This window comes from Atlantibacter subterraneus, assembly GCF_007570865.1.
Classification (GTDB): domain Bacteria; phylum Pseudomonadota; class Gammaproteobacteria; order Enterobacterales; family Enterobacteriaceae; genus Atlantibacter; species Atlantibacter subterraneus.
In genome coordinates this window covers 352,886-372,621 of the sequence record NZ_VLPS01000001.1, presented here as the reverse complement: position 1 = coordinate 372,621, position 19,736 = coordinate 352,886, and the positions used below count along the sequence as shown (strand labels likewise).

At 52.3% G+C, this 19,736-nt stretch carries 15 protein-coding genes and 1 pseudogene; all 16 read left to right on the top strand.

Translation table 11 applies throughout. From position 1 onward, the window contains the following. Nucleotides 1–4 precede the first annotated feature (4 nt). Nucleotides 5–1,858 carry a type VI secretion system baseplate subunit TssF gene (gene tssF, locus FND52_RS01760; RefSeq protein WP_144129135.1) on the top strand — a complete coding sequence of 618 codons (1,854 nt, stop codon included), beginning with the start codon at nucleotides 5–7 and terminating at the stop codon, nucleotides 1,856–1,858. Next, entirely contained in the window at nucleotides 1,822–2,910 is a 1,089-nt protein-coding gene (gene tssG / locus FND52_RS01755; RefSeq protein ID WP_144129134.1) for a type VI secretion system baseplate subunit TssG, read from the top strand. Before tssF ends, tssG begins: the two co-directional genes overlap by 37 nt. Nucleotides 2,911–2,934: 24 nt before the next feature. After that, a pseudogene (gene tagH / locus FND52_RS01750) lies at nucleotides 2,935–4,224 on the top strand (type VI secretion system-associated FHA domain protein TagH). Between the two features lie 23 nt (nucleotides 4,225–4,247). Continuing rightward, nucleotides 4,248–4,754 (top strand): type VI secretion system lipoprotein TssJ, encoded by a 507-nt coding sequence (gene tssJ, locus FND52_RS01745; protein ID WP_416359016.1) that lies wholly within the window; start codon nucleotides 4,248–4,250, stop codon nucleotides 4,752–4,754. A 2-nt stretch (nucleotides 4,755–4,756) separates the two neighbouring features. Continuing rightward, complete coding sequence (gene tssK, locus FND52_RS01740) at nucleotides 4,757–6,088, top strand: type VI secretion system baseplate subunit TssK (RefSeq protein ID WP_144129132.1); 1,332 nt, start codon at nucleotides 4,757–4,759, stop codon at nucleotides 6,086–6,088. A 4-nt stretch (nucleotides 6,089–6,092) separates the two neighbouring features. After that, nucleotides 6,093–6,851, top strand: coding sequence for a type IVB secretion system protein IcmH/DotU (icmH, locus tag FND52_RS01735; RefSeq protein WP_144129131.1), 759 nt, complete (start codon nucleotides 6,093–6,095; stop codon nucleotides 6,849–6,851). An 8-nt stretch (nucleotides 6,852–6,859) separates the two neighbouring features. Next, nucleotides 6,860–9,646: a type VI secretion system ATPase TssH gene (gene tssH / locus FND52_RS01730; RefSeq protein ID WP_144129130.1), complete on the top strand. Its 2,787-nt coding sequence runs from the start codon at nucleotides 6,860–6,862 to the stop codon at nucleotides 9,644–9,646. Then, the gene (gene vasI, locus FND52_RS01725) at nucleotides 9,643–10,371 is read left to right on the top strand and encodes a type VI secretion system-associated protein VasI (RefSeq protein WP_144129129.1); all 729 of its coding nucleotides are present in this window, start codon (nucleotides 9,643–9,645) and stop codon (nucleotides 10,369–10,371) included. Before tssH ends, vasI begins: the two co-directional genes overlap by 4 nt. A 4-nt stretch (nucleotides 10,372–10,375) precedes the next feature. Then, on the top strand, nucleotides 10,376–11,788 hold the full coding sequence (tssA, locus tag FND52_RS01720) for a type VI secretion system protein TssA (RefSeq protein ID WP_144129128.1): 1,413 nt from the start codon (nucleotides 10,376–10,378) through the stop codon (nucleotides 11,786–11,788). Between the two features lie 17 nt (nucleotides 11,789–11,805). Next, nucleotides 11,806–15,327 carry a type VI secretion system membrane subunit TssM gene (tssM, locus tag FND52_RS01715; protein ID WP_144129127.1) on the top strand — a complete coding sequence of 1,174 codons (3,522 nt, stop codon included), beginning with the start codon at nucleotides 11,806–11,808 and terminating at the stop codon, nucleotides 15,325–15,327. A 10-nt stretch (nucleotides 15,328–15,337) separates the two neighbouring features. Then, nucleotides 15,338–16,696, top strand: a complete 1,359-nt coding sequence (locus FND52_RS01710) for a VasL domain-containing protein (protein WP_144129126.1) — start codon at nucleotides 15,338–15,340, stop codon at nucleotides 16,694–16,696. 22 nt (nucleotides 16,697–16,718) lie between these two features. After that, a complete protein-coding gene (locus FND52_RS01705) occupies nucleotides 16,719–17,198 on the top strand; it encodes an Hcp family type VI secretion system effector (protein ID WP_144129125.1) in 480 nt (159 codons plus the stop codon). Nucleotides 17,199–17,230: 32 nt separating this feature from the next. Beyond that, on the top strand, nucleotides 17,231–18,106 hold the full coding sequence (locus tag FND52_RS01700) for a LysM peptidoglycan-binding domain-containing protein (RefSeq protein WP_144129124.1): 876 nt from the start codon (nucleotides 17,231–17,233) through the stop codon (nucleotides 18,104–18,106). 22 nt (nucleotides 18,107–18,128) lie between these two features. Then, a complete protein-coding gene (locus FND52_RS01695; RefSeq protein ID WP_144129123.1) occupies nucleotides 18,129–18,572 on the top strand; it encodes a hypothetical protein in 444 nt (147 codons plus the stop codon). Nucleotides 18,573–18,581: 9 nt separating this feature from the next. Next, the gene (locus FND52_RS01690) at nucleotides 18,582–18,950 is read left to right on the top strand and encodes a hypothetical protein (RefSeq protein ID WP_144129122.1); all 369 of its coding nucleotides are present in this window, start codon (nucleotides 18,582–18,584) and stop codon (nucleotides 18,948–18,950) included. Between the two features lie 123 nt (nucleotides 18,951–19,073). Further along, the gene (locus tag FND52_RS01685; RefSeq protein WP_144129121.1) at nucleotides 19,074–19,532 is read left to right on the top strand and encodes a lysozyme inhibitor LprI family protein; all 459 of its coding nucleotides are present in this window, start codon (nucleotides 19,074–19,076) and stop codon (nucleotides 19,530–19,532) included. The last annotated feature ends 204 nt before the right edge of the window (nucleotides 19,533–19,736 follow it).

The window sequence follows — 19,736 nt, the reverse complement described above, 5'->3', positions numbered from 1 at the left end:
CAAAATGGAATTTGAAGAGCGCTATTATAGGCAGGAGCTGAATTACCTTCGGCAGTTAAGTAAGCAACTGGCGACTGAAAAACCGAATCTGGCTCGGTTTCTGGCTGAAAAAGGGGCCGACCCGGATATCGAGCGTCTGCTGGAAGGCGTGGCCTTTCTGACTGGCAATCTGCGCCAGAAAATTGAGGATGAGTTTCCTGAGCTAACACACGGCCTGATCAAAATGCTGTGGCCCAATTATCTGCGCCCGGTGCCGTCGATGACGCTAATTGAATACAGTCCGGATATGGACAAAACTTCCGTACCGGTACGCATCCCTCGTAATGAACAGTTAACAACCGGCGCGAAGGGGACTCAGGGAAACCAAGTATTATCTGCGAATTCCGGCAATGAGCACGATGTAGCCCCGCCCTGTACTTTCACTCTCTGCCGGGATATCTGGCTGTTGCCCGTTCAACTGGACCAGGTTGAGGATCGCAGTACGCCCCGCCATGGCATCATTGATATAACATTTACCGTAGCACCGGGTACAGATTTCACCACTCTGGATCTGAACAGGCTGCGCTTCTGGCTGGGCAACGATGATAATTATACCCGTTTCCAGCTTTATCTGTGGTTTTGCGAATATTTACAGGGCGCAGAGTTGCTTACGGGCGAGCAGTCGATCCCGATGCCTGAATTTATGCTGAAAGCTGTGGGATTTGAGTCAGAGGATGCCATGCTGCCCTGGCCCGGTAATGTTCATAGCGGCTACCGTATTCTCCAGGAATTTTTCTGCTACGCTGACAGTTTTCTGTTTTTCGATGCCTGCGGCGTTCCGGCGCTACCTGGCAGATTAAAGGAGAACCGATTCACCCTGCGGCTGCGTTTTTCACGCCCCTTACCAGTGGATATCCAGTTAAACCGCAGCTCCCTGCGTTTATACTGTGCGCCCGCCATTAATCTTTTTTTCCATCATGCCGAAGCGATTACGCTGGATCACCAACGGGCAGATTATCCGCTGATACCCAGCCGCCACTATCCAGATCATTACGACATTTTTTCGGTTAACAGTGTGGTGAGCCAGACACAGAATATATTCAGAAAAAAAGAGTTTGGACACCCCGTTACCACACCTTCTGTACGTCATTGGCCGGCCTTTGAAAGCTTTAGCCACCAGATGGAATACAGCCGTAAACGGGAAGTGGTCTACTGGCAGCACCGGACAAAGACCTCACTTTTTCACCGGGGCTTTGATCATAATCTGGCTTTTATCCATGCCGATGGCAGCCACCCGGATGCCTCACTGCTTAATAATGAAGTGGTCTCGGTATCGCTGATCTGCACTAACCGTGAGTTGCCGGTGCAGATCCTACCTGGCGACATCACAAGTACAACAGGTAAAAACGCGGCAGTGGCGTCATTTCGCAATATTACCCGACCCACACCGCCACTCTGGCCGGTTATAGACGGCAGCCTGCACTGGTCCTTGCTGTCCGCCATGAACCTGAATTATCTGTCACTGCTGGATGCTGATGCGCTCAAACAGGTCATAGCTAATTTTGATCGCCACGCTATTCATCACCCGCAGATGGCTCGCCTGTCACAGCAGAAGCTGGATGCCATTGAACGGCTGGAAACCAGGCCGGTTGATCGCCTGTTTACCGGGATACCGGTACGCGGTCTGGCGTCTACCTTGTATATCCATCCAGGGCCGTTTGTCTGTGAAGGAGAGATGTACCTGCTGGGTGCAGTTTTGTCGCACTTTCTGTCGCTTTATGCCAGCGTCAATTCATTCCACATACTGACCGTTGTTAACACGGAAAGCCAGGAGTCATGGAAATGGGCGGAAAGAACCGGGCAACACCCGCTCATTTGAGTCCGGACAATGCTCCGGTAGAGGATGAAAAAAACACGTTGCGGGAGTGTTTTCTTCAGGACGCATGCGCCTGTAATTTTTTTGCCCTTGCCGAGTTGCTGCACAGGCTGGCATCAGAGGGTAGCGAAACACCGGCGTTGTCCCTCGATACCCCTCCGGCGCAGGAGACCATTCGTTTCCGGGCTGATGCCAGCCTGGGGTTTCCGGTAAGTGATGTCAGGGCGCTGGAGCAAGAGACCTCCGGGCAGTTCAGGGTGACCACCACCTTTATGGGGCTACAGGGCAGCCAGTCTCCCTTGCCCGGTTATTACCTTGATCACCTGGCTTGGAAATCCGCGCACGAGCAAAGTCCGGTCAGTGATTTTCTGGATATGTTCAGCCACCGCCTGACGCAGTTTGTCTGGCATATTTGGCGTAAGTACCGCTACCACATCAGTTTCCGTAACGGCGGCATGGATGCGTTCTCACAGCGGATGTATTCCCTGGTAGGGCTGGGCCACCGGCAGCTTCGCGAACGGCTGGCAATCAATCACAGCAAAATGCTGGCCTATGCCGGAATACTGGCGAATCCGGGACGCTCGCCGGAGATCGTCTGCTCGCTGGTCGCTCACTGTTTCGATTTAAATTTATCTGATGTGACTCTGCAAAACTGGCAGAGGCGGATGGTAGAAATAGAGCCAGATCAGCAGAACAGTCTCGGATGTTACACCATTAAAAATGGCGAAAAGCTGGCCTGTCGATCGGTGCTGGGCAATTTTGTCCTCGGGACGAGTGTTCCCGATCTCAGCGGTAAATTTCAGTTGAGCATTAACAACCTGAATCGTAAGCAGTTTCTCTCGTTCCTGCCGTCAGGAGAAAACTTTATGCCAATGGCGATGTTTGTCTCTTTCGTCCTACGCGATCAGCTTGCCTGGGATTTGCACCTGGCACTGGCACCAGAACAAGTGAGCACCATGCGGCTGGGCGATAGCAAGAGCGCACTGCTGGGCTGGACATCATTTCTCGGCGATCCGGGAGAACATCCCTCAGTCACCATCCGGGTCAGGGAGTAAAATATAACCACTATGGAGCATGATATGGCGGAAGGAAAAGCGCGGCAACAAACGCTTTCACTGCATGTCGTTAACGGCAGCGAACTGGAAAGCGGGCGCGCGGCACGGTGTCTGTTCACGCAGGGCGGAGATGTGGGCCACAGCAGTGAGTGCCACTGGTCAGTTCAGGATAGGCATTAGGATATTCCGGCGAAAGCGTTCACCATCAGTCTGCATGATGGCGCATTCTGCCTGCATCCGCTGGCCGCACCAATATGGCTGAACCAGGCCAAAGTTGCGGTAGCCTCGGATCTGGTGCAGTTACGCCAGGGCGATGAGATCCAGACGGGGCATCTGGTACTTCGGGTTTATCTGAACCACGGCGGGATGCGGCATTACGACGAAGAGATGGCCACCCCCGAAACTATCGTTTCTAACCACGACATTCTTTCAGACACGTTGCTGTCCACTGACGGCGCGCCGGAATATCCAGGTATGCCGTCCCGCCATCAGCTTGCAGATACCATTGTTAATGGCTTTTCCACCGACCCGTTACAGACGCTGCGGACCGAAAGTTTGACCACAAGGGACGATCCCCTTGCAGCGATCACGCCTGCCCGGCCATCCGCGCCGTTGTCCGATCCGGTCAAACACGGCGGGATCAACACGCCGTATATGGATTTGCCGTCAATGTATGCCGATCCGCAGGACGCCGATGATAACGCGATTACACCGGCAGACGCGGCGCAGCGCCATCTCGCCATCAGCCCGTTGCTGCGAGGGCTGGGCGGAACACTTGCCGTACATAATACAGAAGATGCTGATGATTTTCTGGAGGAAGCGGGAAGGACATTGCAGGCGGCAGTTAAAGGGCTGCTTGACCTACAGCAGCACCGCAACAGCCTGTCTGACAAACATCTGCGCCCACTAGAAGATAACCCGCTGCGCCTGAATATGGACTACGCCACTGCGCTGGACGTGCTGTTTGCTGAAGGAAAAAGCCCGGTTCATCTCGCCGCGCCTGCCGCCGTGAGCGAGAGCCTGCGCAATATCCGCCTTCACGAAGAAGCCAACCGCACCGCCATTGTGGATTCGCTGCGCGTACTGCTGGGCGCCTTCTCGCCGCAGAGCCTGATGCGACGTTTTGTACAGTACCGCCGCAGCCATGAACTGCGCAAGCCGCTGGATGATGCCGGAGCCTGGCAGATGTACTGCGATTATTACGATGAGCTGGCATCCAGCCGCCAGCAGGGTTTCGAGATGCTGTTTAACGAAGTGTATGCCCAGGTCTATGACCGAGTACTGCGTGAAAAACAGCGGGAGCCGGAAGCATGACCAGGCCTTTTTGCCGCGCCTGGATGGCATTGGCATTGCTCACCGTCGCTTTATCAGGCTGTGAAACAGCAAAAAAAATCGGCCAGGTCATCAAAAACCCGGATATTCAGGTCGGTAAACTGGCTGACCAGGCTTCGCAGGTGGCGATTACGTTGCTGACAGAGCCGGATGCCAACATCAATGCGGACGGTGAAGCGGCGGCGGTAGACGTACAGCTGGTTTACCTGAGTGATGATTCGAAATTGCAGGCTGCAGATTATGACCAGCTCGCCAGCACACCATTACCGGATGCGCTGGGGAAGAACTATATCGATCACCAGGATTTCAGCCTGCTGCCCGACACAATAAAAACCCTACCACCGGTGAAGATGGATGAGAAGACACAGTTTATTGGCGTGATTGCCTACTTCTCTGATGACCAGACTACGGAATGGAAGCAAATCGAACCGGTGGAAGGGACAGGACACAACTACCGCCTGCTGGTGCATATCCGGCAGAGCAGTATTGAAATGAAAAAAGAGGATGACTAACGATGGCAACCACGCGAAACAAGGTGATATGGCGCGAAGGGACACTGATGCGTCCACACCATCTCCAGCAGCAGCAACGTTATAACGATTATGTGAATAATCTTCGTTTCCGGGCTGTTAGTGATTTATCCTGGGGATTTACGGAGTTGTCCATCAACAACGAGTTGCTGGCACAGGGTAAAATCATGCTCGACAGCGCGTCCGGCACGCTGCCGGATGGCACGGTGTTCTCCCTTCCGGATCAGGATGCGTTACCCGATCCGCTGCAACCGGACAGCTTTCCTAATGAAGAAAGCCGTTATGTCTATCTGGCCTTACCCGTCGCTAGCGATGTGAGAGGCGAAGTCAGTTACGGGCAACAAATCGGACGTTACCGGCTGAACGATGCCAATGTACGGGATCTACATTCAGAGAATGGTGATGCGCGGGCACTGACGCTGGGTCAGTTAACACCCCGCATTATGAGCGGGGCAGACGATATGAGTGCGTATGTCACGCTGCCGCTGTGTCGTATCAAAGACAGGCGTGCAGACGGCTCTCTGATGCTGGATGACAGTTTTATCCCCTCCTGTCAGAACATCCATGTCAGCGCACGGCTGCGTGAATATCTCCGCGAAGTCCAGGAAGCGGTCGGTGGCCGGGCAAATGACCTGGCTAACCGCATTGGCTCTCCAGCGCAAAGCGGTATTGCCGATGTGGCGGAATTTATGATGCTGCAACTGCTCAACCGTAACCAGACCCGGTTTACCCACCGCACCCGCAGACCACAGCTTCATCCGGAAGAGCTTTATCTCGATCTTGCCGGGCTGCTGGGCGAACTCATGACATTTACTGAGCCGTCCCGCTTGCCATGTCCACTGGATGTCTATGATCATAGTAATCTGACGGACACATTCAAAACACTGTTGCCGGAAGTGAAGCGCGCGCTGCATACCGTCCTGTCGCCCAGGGCGGTTAACCTGCCGCTGCATCTGCGTGATGGCATCTGGCAAGCTGATGTACATGACTCAACACTGTTGCAGTCAGCCACTTTCGTGCTGGCGGTAGCAGCAAAAATGGAGACGCTTCAGCTCCAGCGCCAGTTTATTCAGCAGTCAAAAATTTCCTCACCGGAAAAAATTCGCAATATGGTCAGCGTACAGATCCCCGGCATACCGCTGCACACCCTGATGGTGGCTCCCCGCCAGCTCCCTTACCATGCCGGTTTCAGTTATTTCGAACTGGACAAAAGCGGTACCGTTTGGGCAGACATAGTTGCTGCCGGAGCCGTCGCTCTGCATGTTTCCGGCAGTTTCCCGGATCTGAATATGCAACTGTGGGCCATAAGAGGATAACGCGATGGATAATCTGTCACTGCCTCCTTTACCCGGATACGAAAGCGAAGGCTACCGCCAGTACCAGCTTACACTTCGCGGCAATAGCCTGAATCCAATGATTGACGCCGCCACGCCGCTGCTGGGGATGGTGATGCGTGTTGCGGGAATGAACAGCCATGCCATGCCTGAACACCTGTTCACACAGGTGGTGACAGACGTACAGGCGGTGGAGCAGCTACTTCAGGAGCAGGGCTATGAGCCAGGCGTGATTATCTCGTTTCGTTACATCCTGTGTACCTTTATTGATGAAGCGGCGCTGGGTAATGGCTGGTCCAACAAGAACGAATGGATCAAACAGTCGTTACTGGTTCATTTTCACAATGAAGCCTGGGGCGGTGAAAAGGTCTTTATTCTGCTGGAGCGCCTGATGCGCGAGCCAAAACGCTACCAGGATCTACTTGAGTTTTTGTATATCTGCTTTTCGCTGGGCTTTCGTGGGCGTTATAAAGTCGCGCCTCAGGATCAGGGGGAGTTTGAGCAGATATACCGCCGCCTGTATCACGTCCTTCATAAACTGCGAGGCGATGCGCCCTTTCCGCTGCTGCACCAGGATAAAAAAACCCAAGGCGAACGCTACCAGCTCATTAAACGACTGACCATCCGACATGTTCTGTCCGGCGGCATCGTCGTGCTGGCGCTGTTTTATCTGTTCTATCTGTTACGCCTGGACGGCCAGACCCAGGACATTCTTCACCAGTTAAACCGGCTGCTCGCCAGGTAAGGACACCTATGATTCAGATTGATTTGGCCACACTGGTAAAACGGCTTAACCCCTTTGCGAAACAGGCCCTGGAAGCCGCAGCCTCGGAGTGTATGAGCCAGCAGGCAGCGGAAATCACTGTCAGCCACGTACTGATCCAGATGCTGGCTATCCTGCGCAGCGATTTACGGGTAATTACTGAACGCGCCGGGATCAGCACCGATGATTTACGCCAGGCGCTGACAGTAGAAAATTACGCCACAACCCGTTCAGTGGATAGCTATCCGTCGTTTTCCCCCATGCTGGTTGAATGGCTGAAAGAGGCCTGGCTGCTGGCGTCTGCTGAAATGCAGCAGACAGAGTTGCGAGGTGGTGTCCTGCTGCTCGCCCTGCTCCATTCGCCGCTGCGCTACGTGCTGCCTGCCGCCGCCCGGCTGCTCACCGCCATTAACCGCGACCAACTACAGCAGGATTTTGCCGGATGGACGAAGGACTCCGCCGAGTCGGTTGTGCTGAATGCCGACGGACATGTCATCAGCGCCGCAGCCGATACTGGCGACAGCTTGCTTACCCGCTACGCCAGAAACATGACCGCTGATGCCCGCAACGGCAAACTCGATCCGGTATTGTGCCGCGATAATGAAATCGACCTGATGATAGACATTCTCTGCCGCCGCCGTAAAAACAACCCGGTGGTGGTCGGTGAGGCAGGCGTCGGCAAAAGCGCGCTGATCGAAGGGCTGGCGCTACGCATTGTCGCCGGTCAGATACCGGACAAGCTACACGATACCGATATTATGATCCTGGATCTTGGCGCGCTTCAGGCTGGAGCATCGGTTAAAGGCGAGTTTGAGAAGCGATTTAAGGGGTTGATGGCGGAGGTCATTCAGTCACCGAAACCCATTATTCTATTTATCGACGAGGCCCACACGCTGATAGGTGCCGGCAACCAGCAAGGCGGGCTGGATATCTCTAACCTATTAAAGCCTGCGCTGGCGCGCGGCGAGCTGAAAACCATCGCCGCCACCACCTGGAGCGAATATAAAAAATACTTCGAGAAAGACGCCGGCCTGTCGCGTCGTTTCCAACTGGTAAAAGTAAGCGAACCCAATGCTGCCGAAGCCACCATTATTCTACGCGGCCTGTCGGCGGTGTATGAGCAATCCCACGGCGTGCTGATTGACGATGAAGCGTTACAGGCGGCGGCAACGTTGAGCGAGCGTTACCTCTCTGGTCGTCAGTTGCCGGATAAAGCCATCGATGTGCTGGATACCGCCTGCGCGCGGGTAGCGATTAACCTTTCCTCTCCGCCGAAGCAGATTTCCGCGCTGACCACCCTGCGCCACCAGTGTGAAACGGAGATGCGCCAGCTTGAGCGCGAGATCCGCATCGGTCTGCGGTCTGACACCTCACGGCTGACCGAAGTAATTGTACGGTATGACGAAACGCTCACCGAACTGGATGAACTGGAAGCGGCATGGCATCAGCAGCAGGCGGTGGTACAGGAAATTATCGCGCTGCGTAGGGGATTGCTGGACGACTCGAAAGCGATTGGCGAAGAGGACATCGCCGCGCCGAAAGCAGTGGCTGCCGACGATATTGCTGTCCCGGTGAATGAGCCCTCAAGCGATGAATCCGTGGCTGTGGATGAGCCGCTAGCCAGACAGATGGAACATGAAATCCCCCCGGCAAAGCGTCTGGCGCAGTTAACCGCTGAACTGAAGACTCTGCATGATACGCAGCTACTGGTTTCCCCACATGTCGATAAAAAGCAAATCGCCGCCGTCATTGCCGAATGGACAGGCGTGCCGCTTAACCGCCTGTCGCAGAACGAAATGTCAGTCATCACTGATCTGCCGCAGTGGCTAGGCGACACCATTAAGGGGCAGGATCTGGCGATCAAACACTTGCATAAACATCTTCTTACCGCACGTGCCGATCTGCGCCGTCCGGGGAGGCCGCTCGGCGCGTTCCTGCTGGCCGGTCCCAGCGGTGTAGGAAAAACCGAAACTGTGCTGCAACTGGCGGAGCTGCTCTACGGTGGTCGCCAGTACCTTACCACCATCAATATGTCGGAGTTCCAGGAGAAGCATACCGTCTCGCGCCTGATTGGTTCCCCTCCAGGCTATGTCGGCTATGGCGAAGGCGGCGTGCTGACCGAAGCCATCCGTCAAAAACCGTATTCCGTTGTGCTGCTGGATGAAGTGGAAAAAGCTCACCCGGACGTGCTTAACCTGTTTTACCAGGCCTTTGATAAAGGCGAGATGGCCGACGGCGAAGGCCGTCTGATTGACTGTAAAAACATCGTCTTTTTCCTGACCTCCAACCTTGGTTATCAAGTGATTGTCGAACATGCCGACACCCCGGAAACCATGCACGACGAGCTGTATCCGGTACTGGCGGACTTCTTCAAACCCGCGCTGCTGGCACGCATGGAAGTGGTGCCCTATCTGCCGCTGTCACGTGAAACACTCTCAGTCATTATCGCCGGGAAGCTGGCGCGACTGGATAACGTGCTGCACACCCGCTTTAGCGCGGAGGTGGTGATTCAGCCGGAAGTGACTGACGAAATCATGCAGCGTGTCACCCGCGCTGAAAACGGCGCGCGGATGCTGGAATCGGTTATTGATGGCGAGATGCTACCGCCGCTATCCCTGCTGCTGTTGCAGAAAATGACGGCGAATACGGCGATAGCCCGCATCGTACTGGGCGTGACAGACAGTGCGTTTACCGCTGACGTTGTAGATGCATCGGATGAAAGTCTGGCAGATAACATGCAGCCTGAACCGGAAACAGAGGACGAAATCATTCTATGAATAGAATGCAGACGCTCCTGATCATAATGCTGCTGCCGGGATTATTCCCCGACGCAGTACAGGCAGACACACCTGCGAAACAAGCGGTTGCTGTACTGCCGGGAATTGTGGCGCCGGAAACCAACGCACAGACAACGCTCAGTACCATGATGGCCTGTCGCCGGGAGCCTGCTGCGCTGGAGCGTCTTGACTGCTATGACCATATCCTGACACCGGAGCAAACCGGCTTTGATGGCGCGCTGGTAAAGGCCCGTTATGAAGCAGGTGCCTGGAAGCGGGCCTTCACTCAGGAAAAACAGCGTCCGGACAACTCCACCACACTGATGATGACGCGGAGCAGTGGAGAGCGGCCAACGGTGACTATTACCACGCCCGCTATCGGCAACGTACCGCCGCGCCCGGTGCTGATGTTCAGTTGTGAAGATAACATCACCCGAATGCAGGTGGCACTGACCCATGCCATGACACCTGACGACATCGCCGTGACGCTGACCACCGACAACGGACGTTTTCAGACACACTGGTTTATCCGCGAGAACGGTTATCTGCTGGAAGCCAGTCGAGGTTTATCCGGCATTGACGAAATCAAACAGCTTTTCGGTGCAAAGACCCTGACCATCGAGACCAGTACGGACGGTGCTACCGGGAAACTGACATTTAACATTGACGGGCTGGCGGAAACCATCGCGCCGCTGCGCGACGCCTGCCACTGGGCGGGAGAGTAACACTATGGACTTACGTGACCCGGATATCTGGATTTCGCACCTGCTGGAGAATCTACCGCTAGATAAACTGGCCTCCGCGCTGAAAGACGATAATCCTGATTGGGAATATATCGATGGCGAAATGCTTAAGCTCGGTTCGCTGGCTCACAGTCAGTTGGATATCCCGGAAATTCAACGCCGGGGGCTGGTGCTTCTGGCCTCGGAGAGTAAAGATTTTCGCCTGCTGGCACATCTGCTGCGCACCCTGCAACACGCTGGTGATCCACTGCTGGCGCTGCGTTTACTGACTCTTTACCTGGAGCATTTCTGGACGCTGGCCGCACCGCAAAATCCCGTACATAAACAGCGCTTTGCCGCTCAGGTTATCAAACGCCTTGAAGCGGGAATAGATAGTTTCGCAGAAAATGCAGACATCACGCAGCGCGACAGCCTGTTGGCGGAACTGGCAAAGCTGGCACAACACTGGCAGGAGCATAATGTCCCGGTGCTGGCACAGGCTGTGGATGATCTCTCGTCGCAGTATCGACGGGCATTTCACAGGGCAGATCCTGTGCAGCCTGCGTCGCCATCCACCGGTTCACCTCCGCTCACTGCCTCTCCGACCTCTCCAGCATCGGCGATGGCGTCCGCCATCACCGCTGTCCCTACCATTGATATTGAAAGCCATGACGACAAGGCCTGGCGTGACACGCTGCTGAAAGTCGCCGCCATTCTCTGTGAGCGCCAGCCGGATTCGCCGCAGGGTTACCGCCTGCGCCGCCATGCATTATGGCAGGCCATTACATCCGTTCCGCAGGCAGAAAGCGACGGGCGGACACCGCTGGCAGCAGTGCCTGCTGATATGACCGCTGATTATCAGACCCGACTGAACAATGCCGATCTGGCGCTTTGGCAGCAGGTGGAAAAAAGCCTGCTTCTGGCCCCGTACTGGCTTGATGGCCATTACCTTTCGGCGCAAACCGCGCAACGCTTGGGTTACACCAGCGCAGCAGAAGCCATTCGGGAGGAGGTGGCTCGTTTTCTTGACCGCCTGCCGCAACTTGCCACCTTGCTGTTTAATGACCGCACGCCGTTTATGAGCGGGCAGACAAAACAGTGGCTGGCGACTTCTCCAGGCAGTCAGGCAGCCCCGATGGTGCGGACCGACGAACATACAGAGGCTGTCCGCCAGATTTTCATCGAGAAGGGACTAGAAGCCGCGCTGCGATACATGGAAAAACTGCCGGAAGGCGAGCCGCGCGATCGGTTTCACCGGCAATATCTTGGCGCGCAACTAATGGAAGAAGCCGGAATGGAGCAACTTGCGCAGCAGCAGTACTTGATGTTGTTTAAAGCAGGGCTGCGTATGACGCTGGCTGACTGGGAGCCATCCCTGCTGGACCAACTCAAAAAAAATTCACGGCAGAAAAAATTATAAAGTAACAAGGAGTTACAGTGTTCAGATTACCAACACCCCGCCCCTTCAGCAGTCTGCGATCCGCCCTCCGACCGGCGATGCCTCGCGTTAAAGTTTCCGCAGCCTGGCTGCTGGCACTAGTGTGGATTGTGCTGCTGGTATGGATCTGGTGGAAAGGTCCGTCCTGGTCGTTATATGACGAGCAGTGGCTTAAACCGCTGACGAACCGCTGGTTAGCGACGGCGGCCTGGGCGCTCGCGGGGCTGGTATGGCTTACCGTTAGGGTAATGAAGCGCCTGCAACTGCTGGAAAAACAGCAAAAACAACAGCGCGAAGAGGAAAAAGATCCGCTGACCGTAGAGGTGACAGCCCAGCAACGTTATCTAGACCACTGGCTGCTACGTCTACAGCGCCATCTAGACAACCGTCGTTACCTGTGGCAACTGCCGTGGTATATGGTCATTGGTCCAACCGGAAGCGGCAAAACGTCGCTGCTGCGCGAAGGTTTTCCGTCCGACATTATTTACGCTCCAGAGGCCGTGCGGGGAGTGGAGCTGCGCCGGTATGTTATCCCCCGCGTGGGAAAACAGGCGGTCATTTTTGATGTAGACGGTATCCTCTTTGAGCAGCCGGAGGCGGATGTGCTATACCGCCGCCTGTGGACAACTATGCTGGACTGGCTGGTCCAAAAACGCGCCAGACAGCCGCTGAACGGCCTGATACTGACTCTGGATCTGCCCGATCTGCTGACTGCAGACAAACGACGCCGGGAGCACCTGTTGCAAATCCTGCGCGGACGTTTGCAGGATATACGCCAGCACCTTTACTGCCAGTTACCTGTGTATGTCGTGCTGACCCGACTGGATTTACTGCACGGTTTCGCCGCACTGTTTGAGTCTCTGGACAGAAACGATCGCGATGCCATTCTTGGCGTCACTTTTACCCGTCAGGCCCATGAAAATGACGCCTGGCGCGCCGAGCTGAATGCGTTCTGGCAGACCTGGGGCGAACAGCTCAATAACGCCCTGCCGGAGCGGATGTTAACCCCCGGCTCCCGCAGTTCCCTGTTTAGCTTTGTACGCCAAATACAGGGGAGCCGCGAGCCGCTGTTAACCCTGTTGAACGGACTGCTGGACGGAGAAAATATGGACGTCATGCTGCGCGGCGTGTACTTCACATCTTCCCTGCAACGCGGCCAGATAGACGATATTTTTATGCAGTCTGCCGCCCATCAGTTCCGCCTGGGCAACAGCCCGATGACGGCCTGGCCTCTGGTGGACACGGCCCCTTATTTTACCCGCAACCTGTTTCCACAGACCTTACTGGCAGAGCCTAACCTCGCAGGCGAAAGCCGTGTCTGGCTGCTGCAGTCACGCCGTCGGTTATCAGTATTTTCCGTCACCGGGGGCATCGCCGCGCTGCTGCTGATTACGGGCTGGCATCACTATTACAATAACAACTGGCGATCCGGCATTACTGTACTGGAACAGGCAAAAGCCTTTATGTCTGTTCCACCACCACAGGGTATGGACGATTACGGCAACCTGCAACTACCGTTGCTCAACCCGGTGCGTGATGCCACGCTGGCCTACGGCGACTGGGATGATCGCAGCCGCCTGGCCGATATGGGACTCTATCAGGGCAGACGTATCGGTCCATATGTGGAGCAGACCTACCTGCAGCTATTGGAGCAGCGTTATCTCCCGGCTCTTTTTAATGGCCTGGTAAAAGAGATGAATGCCGCGCCACCGGAGAGCGAGGAAAAGCTCGCAGTGCTGCGCGTCATCAGAATGCTGGAGGATGAAAGCGGACGCAACAACGGGGTAGTGAAACAATACATGGCAAAACGCTGGAGCGATAAGTTCCACGGCCAGCGTGATATCCAGACGCAACTTATGTCTCATCTTGACTACGCCCTGCAACACACTGACTGGCACGCGGAACGTCAGGCAGGCGACGGCGATGCCATCAGCCGCTGGACGCCGTATGAAGGCCCGGTGGCGGCGGCCCAGAAAGAACTTAGCAAACTGCCCGTCTACCAGCGTGTTTACCAGAGTCTGAAAACGCGTGCGCTCGGCGTGCTGCCCGCCGATCTGAACCTGCGTGACCAGGTGGGTGCCACGTTTGATCAGGTGTTTACCTCGGGGGATGAGAATAAACTTATTGTTCCGCAGTTCCTCACCCATTACGGACTACAAAGTTATTTTGTGAAACAGCGCGATGCGCTGATCGAACTGACGGCGATGGATTCCTGGGTGCTGAACCTGACTCACAGCGTGAAATATAGCGAGGCCGACCGGGCAGAGATTCAGCGCCAGCTCACCGAACAGTATCTCAGCGACTACATCGCAACCTGGCGCGCCGGGATGGATAACCTCAACGTGCGTGATTATGAATCTATTTCGGAGCTGACCGGGGCGCTGGAGCAAATTATCAGCGGCGATCAGCCGCTCCAGCGGGCGCTGACGGCACTGCGCGACAACACGCAGCCCGCTGTACTTTCTGAAAAACTGGATGACAGCGCGCTTCAGGAAGCTATGGCAGAGCCGGATTATCAGTTACTGACCCGCCTGGGGCATGAGTTTGCCCCGGAGAACAGCACTCTGGCGGTACAGAAAGACAAAGAAAACACTATGCAGGCAGTCTATCAACAACTGACAGAACTGCACCGCTACCTGCTGGCGATCCAGAACGCGCCAGTACAGGGAAAATCAGCTCTGAAGGCAGTGCAGCTACGGCTGGATCAAAACAGCAGCGATCCCATCTTCGCCACCCGTCAGATGGCAAAAACATTGCCTACCCCGCTTAACCGCTGGGTGGGCAGGCTGGCCGATCAAGCCTGGCACGTGGTGATGGTAGAGGCGGTTCACTATATGGAAGTAGACTGGCGCGACAACGTGGTCAAACCTTTTAATGAACAACTCGCCGACAACTATCCGTTCAATCCGCGTTCATCACAGGATGCGTCGCTGGATGCTTTTGAACGCTTCTTTAAACCGGACGGCGTGCTGGACACCTTTTATCAGCATAACCTGCGGCTATTTATGGAGAACGACCTGAGCCTGGGAGACGGGGACAACAGCGTCATCATTCGCGAAGATGTCCGTAGGCAACTGGAGACTGCGCAGGAAATCCGCGAGGCGTTTTTTAGCCGCCAAAATGGGCTGGGTGCCCAGTTTGCCGTGGAAACCGTATCGCTTTCCGGCAATAAACGGCGCAGCGTACTCAACCTTGACGGTCAGTTAGTGGACTACAGCCAGGGACGCAATTATACGGCGCATCTGGTCTGGCCGAATAACATGCGTGAGGGTAATGAAAGCAAGCTGACGCTGATTAGCACCGGCGGCAACGCGCCGCGTAGCATCAGTTTCAGCGGACCGTGGGCGCAGTTCAGGTTGTTTGGCGCTGGGCAACTCACCGGCGTACAGGATGGCACATTCAGCGTGCGCTTTAACGTAGACGGCGGCGCGATGGTGTACCGGGTGCATACGGACACGGAAGACAATCCGTTTACTGGTGGGCTATTTAGCCAGTTCCGGCTGCCGGATACCCTGTACTGAGGAGGCGGAAATGAGTCAGGACATACTCACACAAATTATTGTTACTGGCAGCGATCCACGCGGCCTGCCGGAATTCAGCGCCCTGCGGGAAGAGATCAATAAATCCTCTCACCCGTCGCAGCCGGAGCTTAACTGGAAACTGGTGGAATCACTGGCGCTGGCGATTTTTAAAGCCAGCGGCGTGGATCTGCACACGGCCACCTATTACACCCTGGCACGCACCCGCACACACGGGCTGACCGGATTTTGCGAAGGGGTGGAGCTGCTGGCGGCAATGATAAGTCACGACTGGGATAAATTCTGGCCGCAGGATGAACCAGCCCGTACCGGGATGCTTGACTGGCTCAATACCCGGACCGGTAATATCCTACGCCAGCAACTGTCCTTTTCAGGCACTGACCTGCCGTTGCTGTACCGGACCGAGCGCGCGTTACAGCTTATCTGCGACAAACTCCAGCAAGTGGAACTGAAACGCCAGCCGCATGTAGAAAACCTGCTTTATTTTGTTCAGAACACGCGTAAACGACTTGAGCCACAGCCGAAAAGCAGTAAGGGCGCTCCGGCACCGGCCACCGTCAGAACGTTGATCTATGCCCCGGAGAGCACGCAGCCCGCCACGGAGGAGCCCCTCCCGCCCCTGCCCAACCTGTCGGAAATGAAGTTGAAAGTCCACCACCGCGTCGCGGAAGATACAGCATCAGTAACCGGTGCCGCACCAGGCCTAATCTGTAAAGGCTTTATGGCGGGTGTTGCCTTTACGACGGCTGTTGCTGCCGCACTTTGGTGGTGGCAAATGTACCCAATGCAACAACAACTGGCACAGGTCAGGGATACGGCGCAGGGTGCAGCAACGGTCTGGCTGGCTTCACCTGAACTGGACAGTTACGGACAACGGCTGCAACAGCTTCCTGACGCCTCGCCGCTGCAACTGCTGGAAACAGGTATGCAAATGGCGCGAACCGCAGACAGTCGCTGGCCGGAGAGTCTACAACAGCAGCAGGCAACCGCGCAGTGGAATGAAATCCTGAAAACCCGTGCACAAAGCAGCCCACAAATGCGTGGCTGGCAGCTGGCACGTCAGAATTTGCACGACTTTGCCGACCTGATGATGCAGCGGGAGACAGAGAAGCAGGGCTTTACCCTCTCCTATATCAAAACCGTCACCTGGCAGGCGGAACGACTGCTGAATCAGGAAACGCCGCTGGAATCTCTTCTGACACAATACCAGGACGCCAGGGCGCAGGGACGGTATACGGAAGCGCTGGAAAAACAAATTTATGAACAGCTGAATGGCGTATTAAGCCGCTGGTTGCTGCTGAAATACAATGTAGTGCCGGTGTCGGCAACTGATGCAAAATCAGGAAAATAATAGTTAAATCAAGGAGATTAACATGGCCAATTTAATTTATTTAACACTGAACGGTGAAAAGCAAGGATTGATTTCAGCAGGTTGCTGTTCACTTGACTCTATCGGTAATAAAGCACAGTTACAGCATCTTGATCATATTATGGTATATGAACTGACACATGGGTTAAGTCGGGATCAAAATGTCAATCATCATTCAGTTACGATAAAAAAACCAGTTGATAAATCATCTCCTTTGCTGGGGAAAGCAATTAACGATAATGAAATATTGACCTGCGTTTTTGATTTTTACCGGACAAATAGATTTGGTATTAATGAAAAATATTACAAGCTGGAATTAAAAAATGCCCGAATTAGTGATATTAATTTCTCGATTGCGCATGTAATCATTGACAGCGAAGCACAACCTCAGGAAAGTATTTCTTTTATATATGAATCAATCAACTGGGAGCACTGCATTGCCGGGACCAGTGCATACAGTTTATGGGATGAGAGGGTTTTTTAGTAAAACTTTTACAAATGCATGGAAGGATTCACATGGTAAAGCGCACAGCAGCGGCACACAAAGGTATCCCAACAACAGAAAATCCGAGGCAAAGACCCCAGGTAAATACCCGGACAACAGGGAAAGTCTCTGGACAACCGCCCAAAAAACTCAGCCCCCTTGAGGAGTGGAAGTCCGGGCGAGAAAAAGCAATTGGCAATCCTGACTGGTATATTTATGATAATACAATCAGGAAACTTGTATCTGAGATTAACCAGCATTTATCCATGTCGAAAAACATCGAACAGTACAAACCACTGGACTGGAAATTGATTAAGGCGATGATATGGACTGAAACAGGTGCGACTTCTGCTGCATGGAAAACAAAAACTATGCAGATAGGAAATAATAAGGATGATGGAATCCTCGAGGTGACAGTTCCTGCTCGACCTAGAAAATACAACATAATAGTCCCAAGAAACTGGGACAAATATTTAAAAAACAAAGGTGATATGATAAAAACAAACCCTGAATACAATATTCGCGCAGGCATTGCTCTTTTAATGATAAAGATGTCAGAAACAGAAAAAGATAAAACTGTATATGACAATGAAAAAGAATTCACCTATGAAGTCGTTAGGGGCGATCTTGGCTATAGTTCCATAGCAAAGAAAATAGGTACAACACAGGGAGTACTTACTACACTGAACGGTATTAAAGCTATTCATCCCGGAGATAAACTTAAATATAAGCAAGCGCATCTGGAACAGTATATACCCGGATGGAAATTGTTTACTCCTCAAAATATTCAAATACAATACAATGGAGACCCAAAGCGAGCAACAGCCAGTAAACCTGGTGATTTAAATTATGCGGATAAATTTGAATATGTTTATGGTCTCATTGTCGCTGATGAGAACAAAAAATAGATAACACACTTAAGGAGTGCAAATGAAAGCAAATAAATATTTATTTTCATTATTATTATTGTGTAATATTACTAATGCACATAACATAAAAGTATCGGATTGCTCATACGACCAGTTAATACAACAAGATAAAGTTTACTGGTGTCTTATGGACAAATATCAGCAGAGCGTTTTGGCGTTAAGACATGAGGAAATTAGCGCAGAAAAAAGACTGATTCAATATGATACTGAAGGAGAAAGAGGGCATAATGAAGATGGCACCATTGATTATGAACCTTATATTCACATTGCAAGAATAACATTCCCAGAACTGCATCGTTCCTTTATTCTTTATCGCGAAAAACAATGTAAGTACGCCTCACAAAGTAACGGAGCGCTTCCTGGCTATCGATCTTCAATTTCGTCACTATACTGTAAAACTGATATGAATCTATCACAAATACAATGGATTAAAAACACCATCTAGGATGACGTCATGAATAACAAGTATTTATTCAAAAATATTTTAATGATATTATTTACCTTACACTCCAGTTTATTATTTGCGGTGGATAAAGTTATTATAGAAAAAATGCCACAAGATCTTCAGGATTTTTTTGAATATGCAGATGCTTGTGAGGATTGGATAAGTGATTTTGATCCACGCCTGGAAAAAACAACTTACAATATTGTCGAAAATGAAATCAAAGAAAACTGTTCAGATATTGAAAGCAAATTATCCACAATGAAGATAAAATACAAAAACAACAAAGATTACTCAGCAAGACTGACTGTCTATGATGACACTATAATAATATATGACGAGTATAAAAAGACGCGAATGGAAAATAAAAGCAATGAGTAACTTTATGACTATAATTTAATGAGCTAATGGACGTAGTTATAATGGCAGTGGCGATTATAAGCATGCAGAAAAATTATCTTATGCACAAGCATTATTTACATCTTCAATAGGAAATAGAAATCAATGATTAGTATTTTACGGATTTCGCTAATATCGGTCCCACTAATGATTAGCATTTCCTCAATCCATAGCACATATGCAAATAATGTTTATTATCTGAGTAAGAACAACTGTGAATCAGAAGAAGAGGCGGAGCTTGTCGACTGCCAGAGAAATGAAGTAATTGAAAGCACTATAACGCTGAGAAAAGCCGAAGATAATATCAGATTGCGTATAGATAAATGGTCTGAAGTCAAAAGTGCAGCATTGGATGATGCTATCCCGCTTGCACTTTACAGGCTTGATAAATCTAATCAAGAGTTTATTCGTTATCGTCTTGCTCAGTGCTCGTTTGCAGAATCATGGGGAAATGATGTGGGTCGTTTTACTCACATATATTCATGTATGGCTGAACTAAACAGGCAAAGAGCTGAACAATTAATGCATATTGACATTCCAGATTATACAGAGGATAGAAAATAATCATGATCCGCTTACTGTTATGCGTTTTACTTTTTATATGCAACTTATCATATTCAAGCGATGAACCTGAATATCCCAAAGCATATACTCCAGGAGAATATTATTATTTGTCCTCTAAAATTCCAAAAGAGGTTCTTCAAATAAACTTATATACTGATTATTGCATTATTTATCTATCTTTTTCATTTACAAACAAACCAGATA

Coding starts and splice junctions, on each gene's coding strand:
- FND52_RS01690 (WP_144129122.1), top strand. CDS start 18,582: ATGAATAACAAGTATTTATTCAAAAATATTTTAATGATATTATTTACC.
- FND52_RS01685 (WP_144129121.1), top strand. CDS start 19,074: ATGATTAGTATTTTACGGATTTCGCTAATATCGGTCCCACTAATGATT.
- icmH (WP_144129131.1), top strand. CDS start 6,093: ATGGATAATCTGTCACTGCCTCCTTTACCCGGATACGAAAGCGAAGGC.
- tssF (WP_144129135.1), top strand. CDS start 5: ATGGAATTTGAAGAGCGCTATTATAGGCAGGAGCTGAATTACCTTCGG.
- tssA (WP_144129128.1), top strand. CDS start 10,376: ATGGACTTACGTGACCCGGATATCTGGATTTCGCACCTGCTGGAGAAT.
- FND52_RS01710 (WP_144129126.1), top strand. CDS start 15,338: ATGAGTCAGGACATACTCACACAAATTATTGTTACTGGCAGCGATCCA.
- vasI (WP_144129129.1), top strand. CDS start 9,643: ATGAATAGAATGCAGACGCTCCTGATCATAATGCTGCTGCCGGGATTA.
- tssK (WP_144129132.1), top strand. CDS start 4,757: ATGGCAACCACGCGAAACAAGGTGATATGGCGCGAAGGGACACTGATG.
- FND52_RS01705 (WP_144129125.1), top strand. CDS start 16,719: ATGGCCAATTTAATTTATTTAACACTGAACGGTGAAAAGCAAGGATTG.
- FND52_RS01695 (WP_144129123.1), top strand. CDS start 18,129: ATGAAAGCAAATAAATATTTATTTTCATTATTATTATTGTGTAATATT.
- tssJ (WP_416359016.1), top strand. CDS start 4,248: ATGGCATTGGCATTGCTCACCGTCGCTTTATCAGGCTGTGAAACAGCA.
- tssG (WP_144129134.1), top strand. CDS start 1,822: ATGGGCGGAAAGAACCGGGCAACACCCGCTCATTTGAGTCCGGACAAT.
- tssH (WP_144129130.1), top strand. CDS start 6,860: ATGATTCAGATTGATTTGGCCACACTGGTAAAACGGCTTAACCCCTTT.
- FND52_RS01700 (WP_144129124.1), top strand. CDS start 17,231: ATGGTAAAGCGCACAGCAGCGGCACACAAAGGTATCCCAACAACAGAA.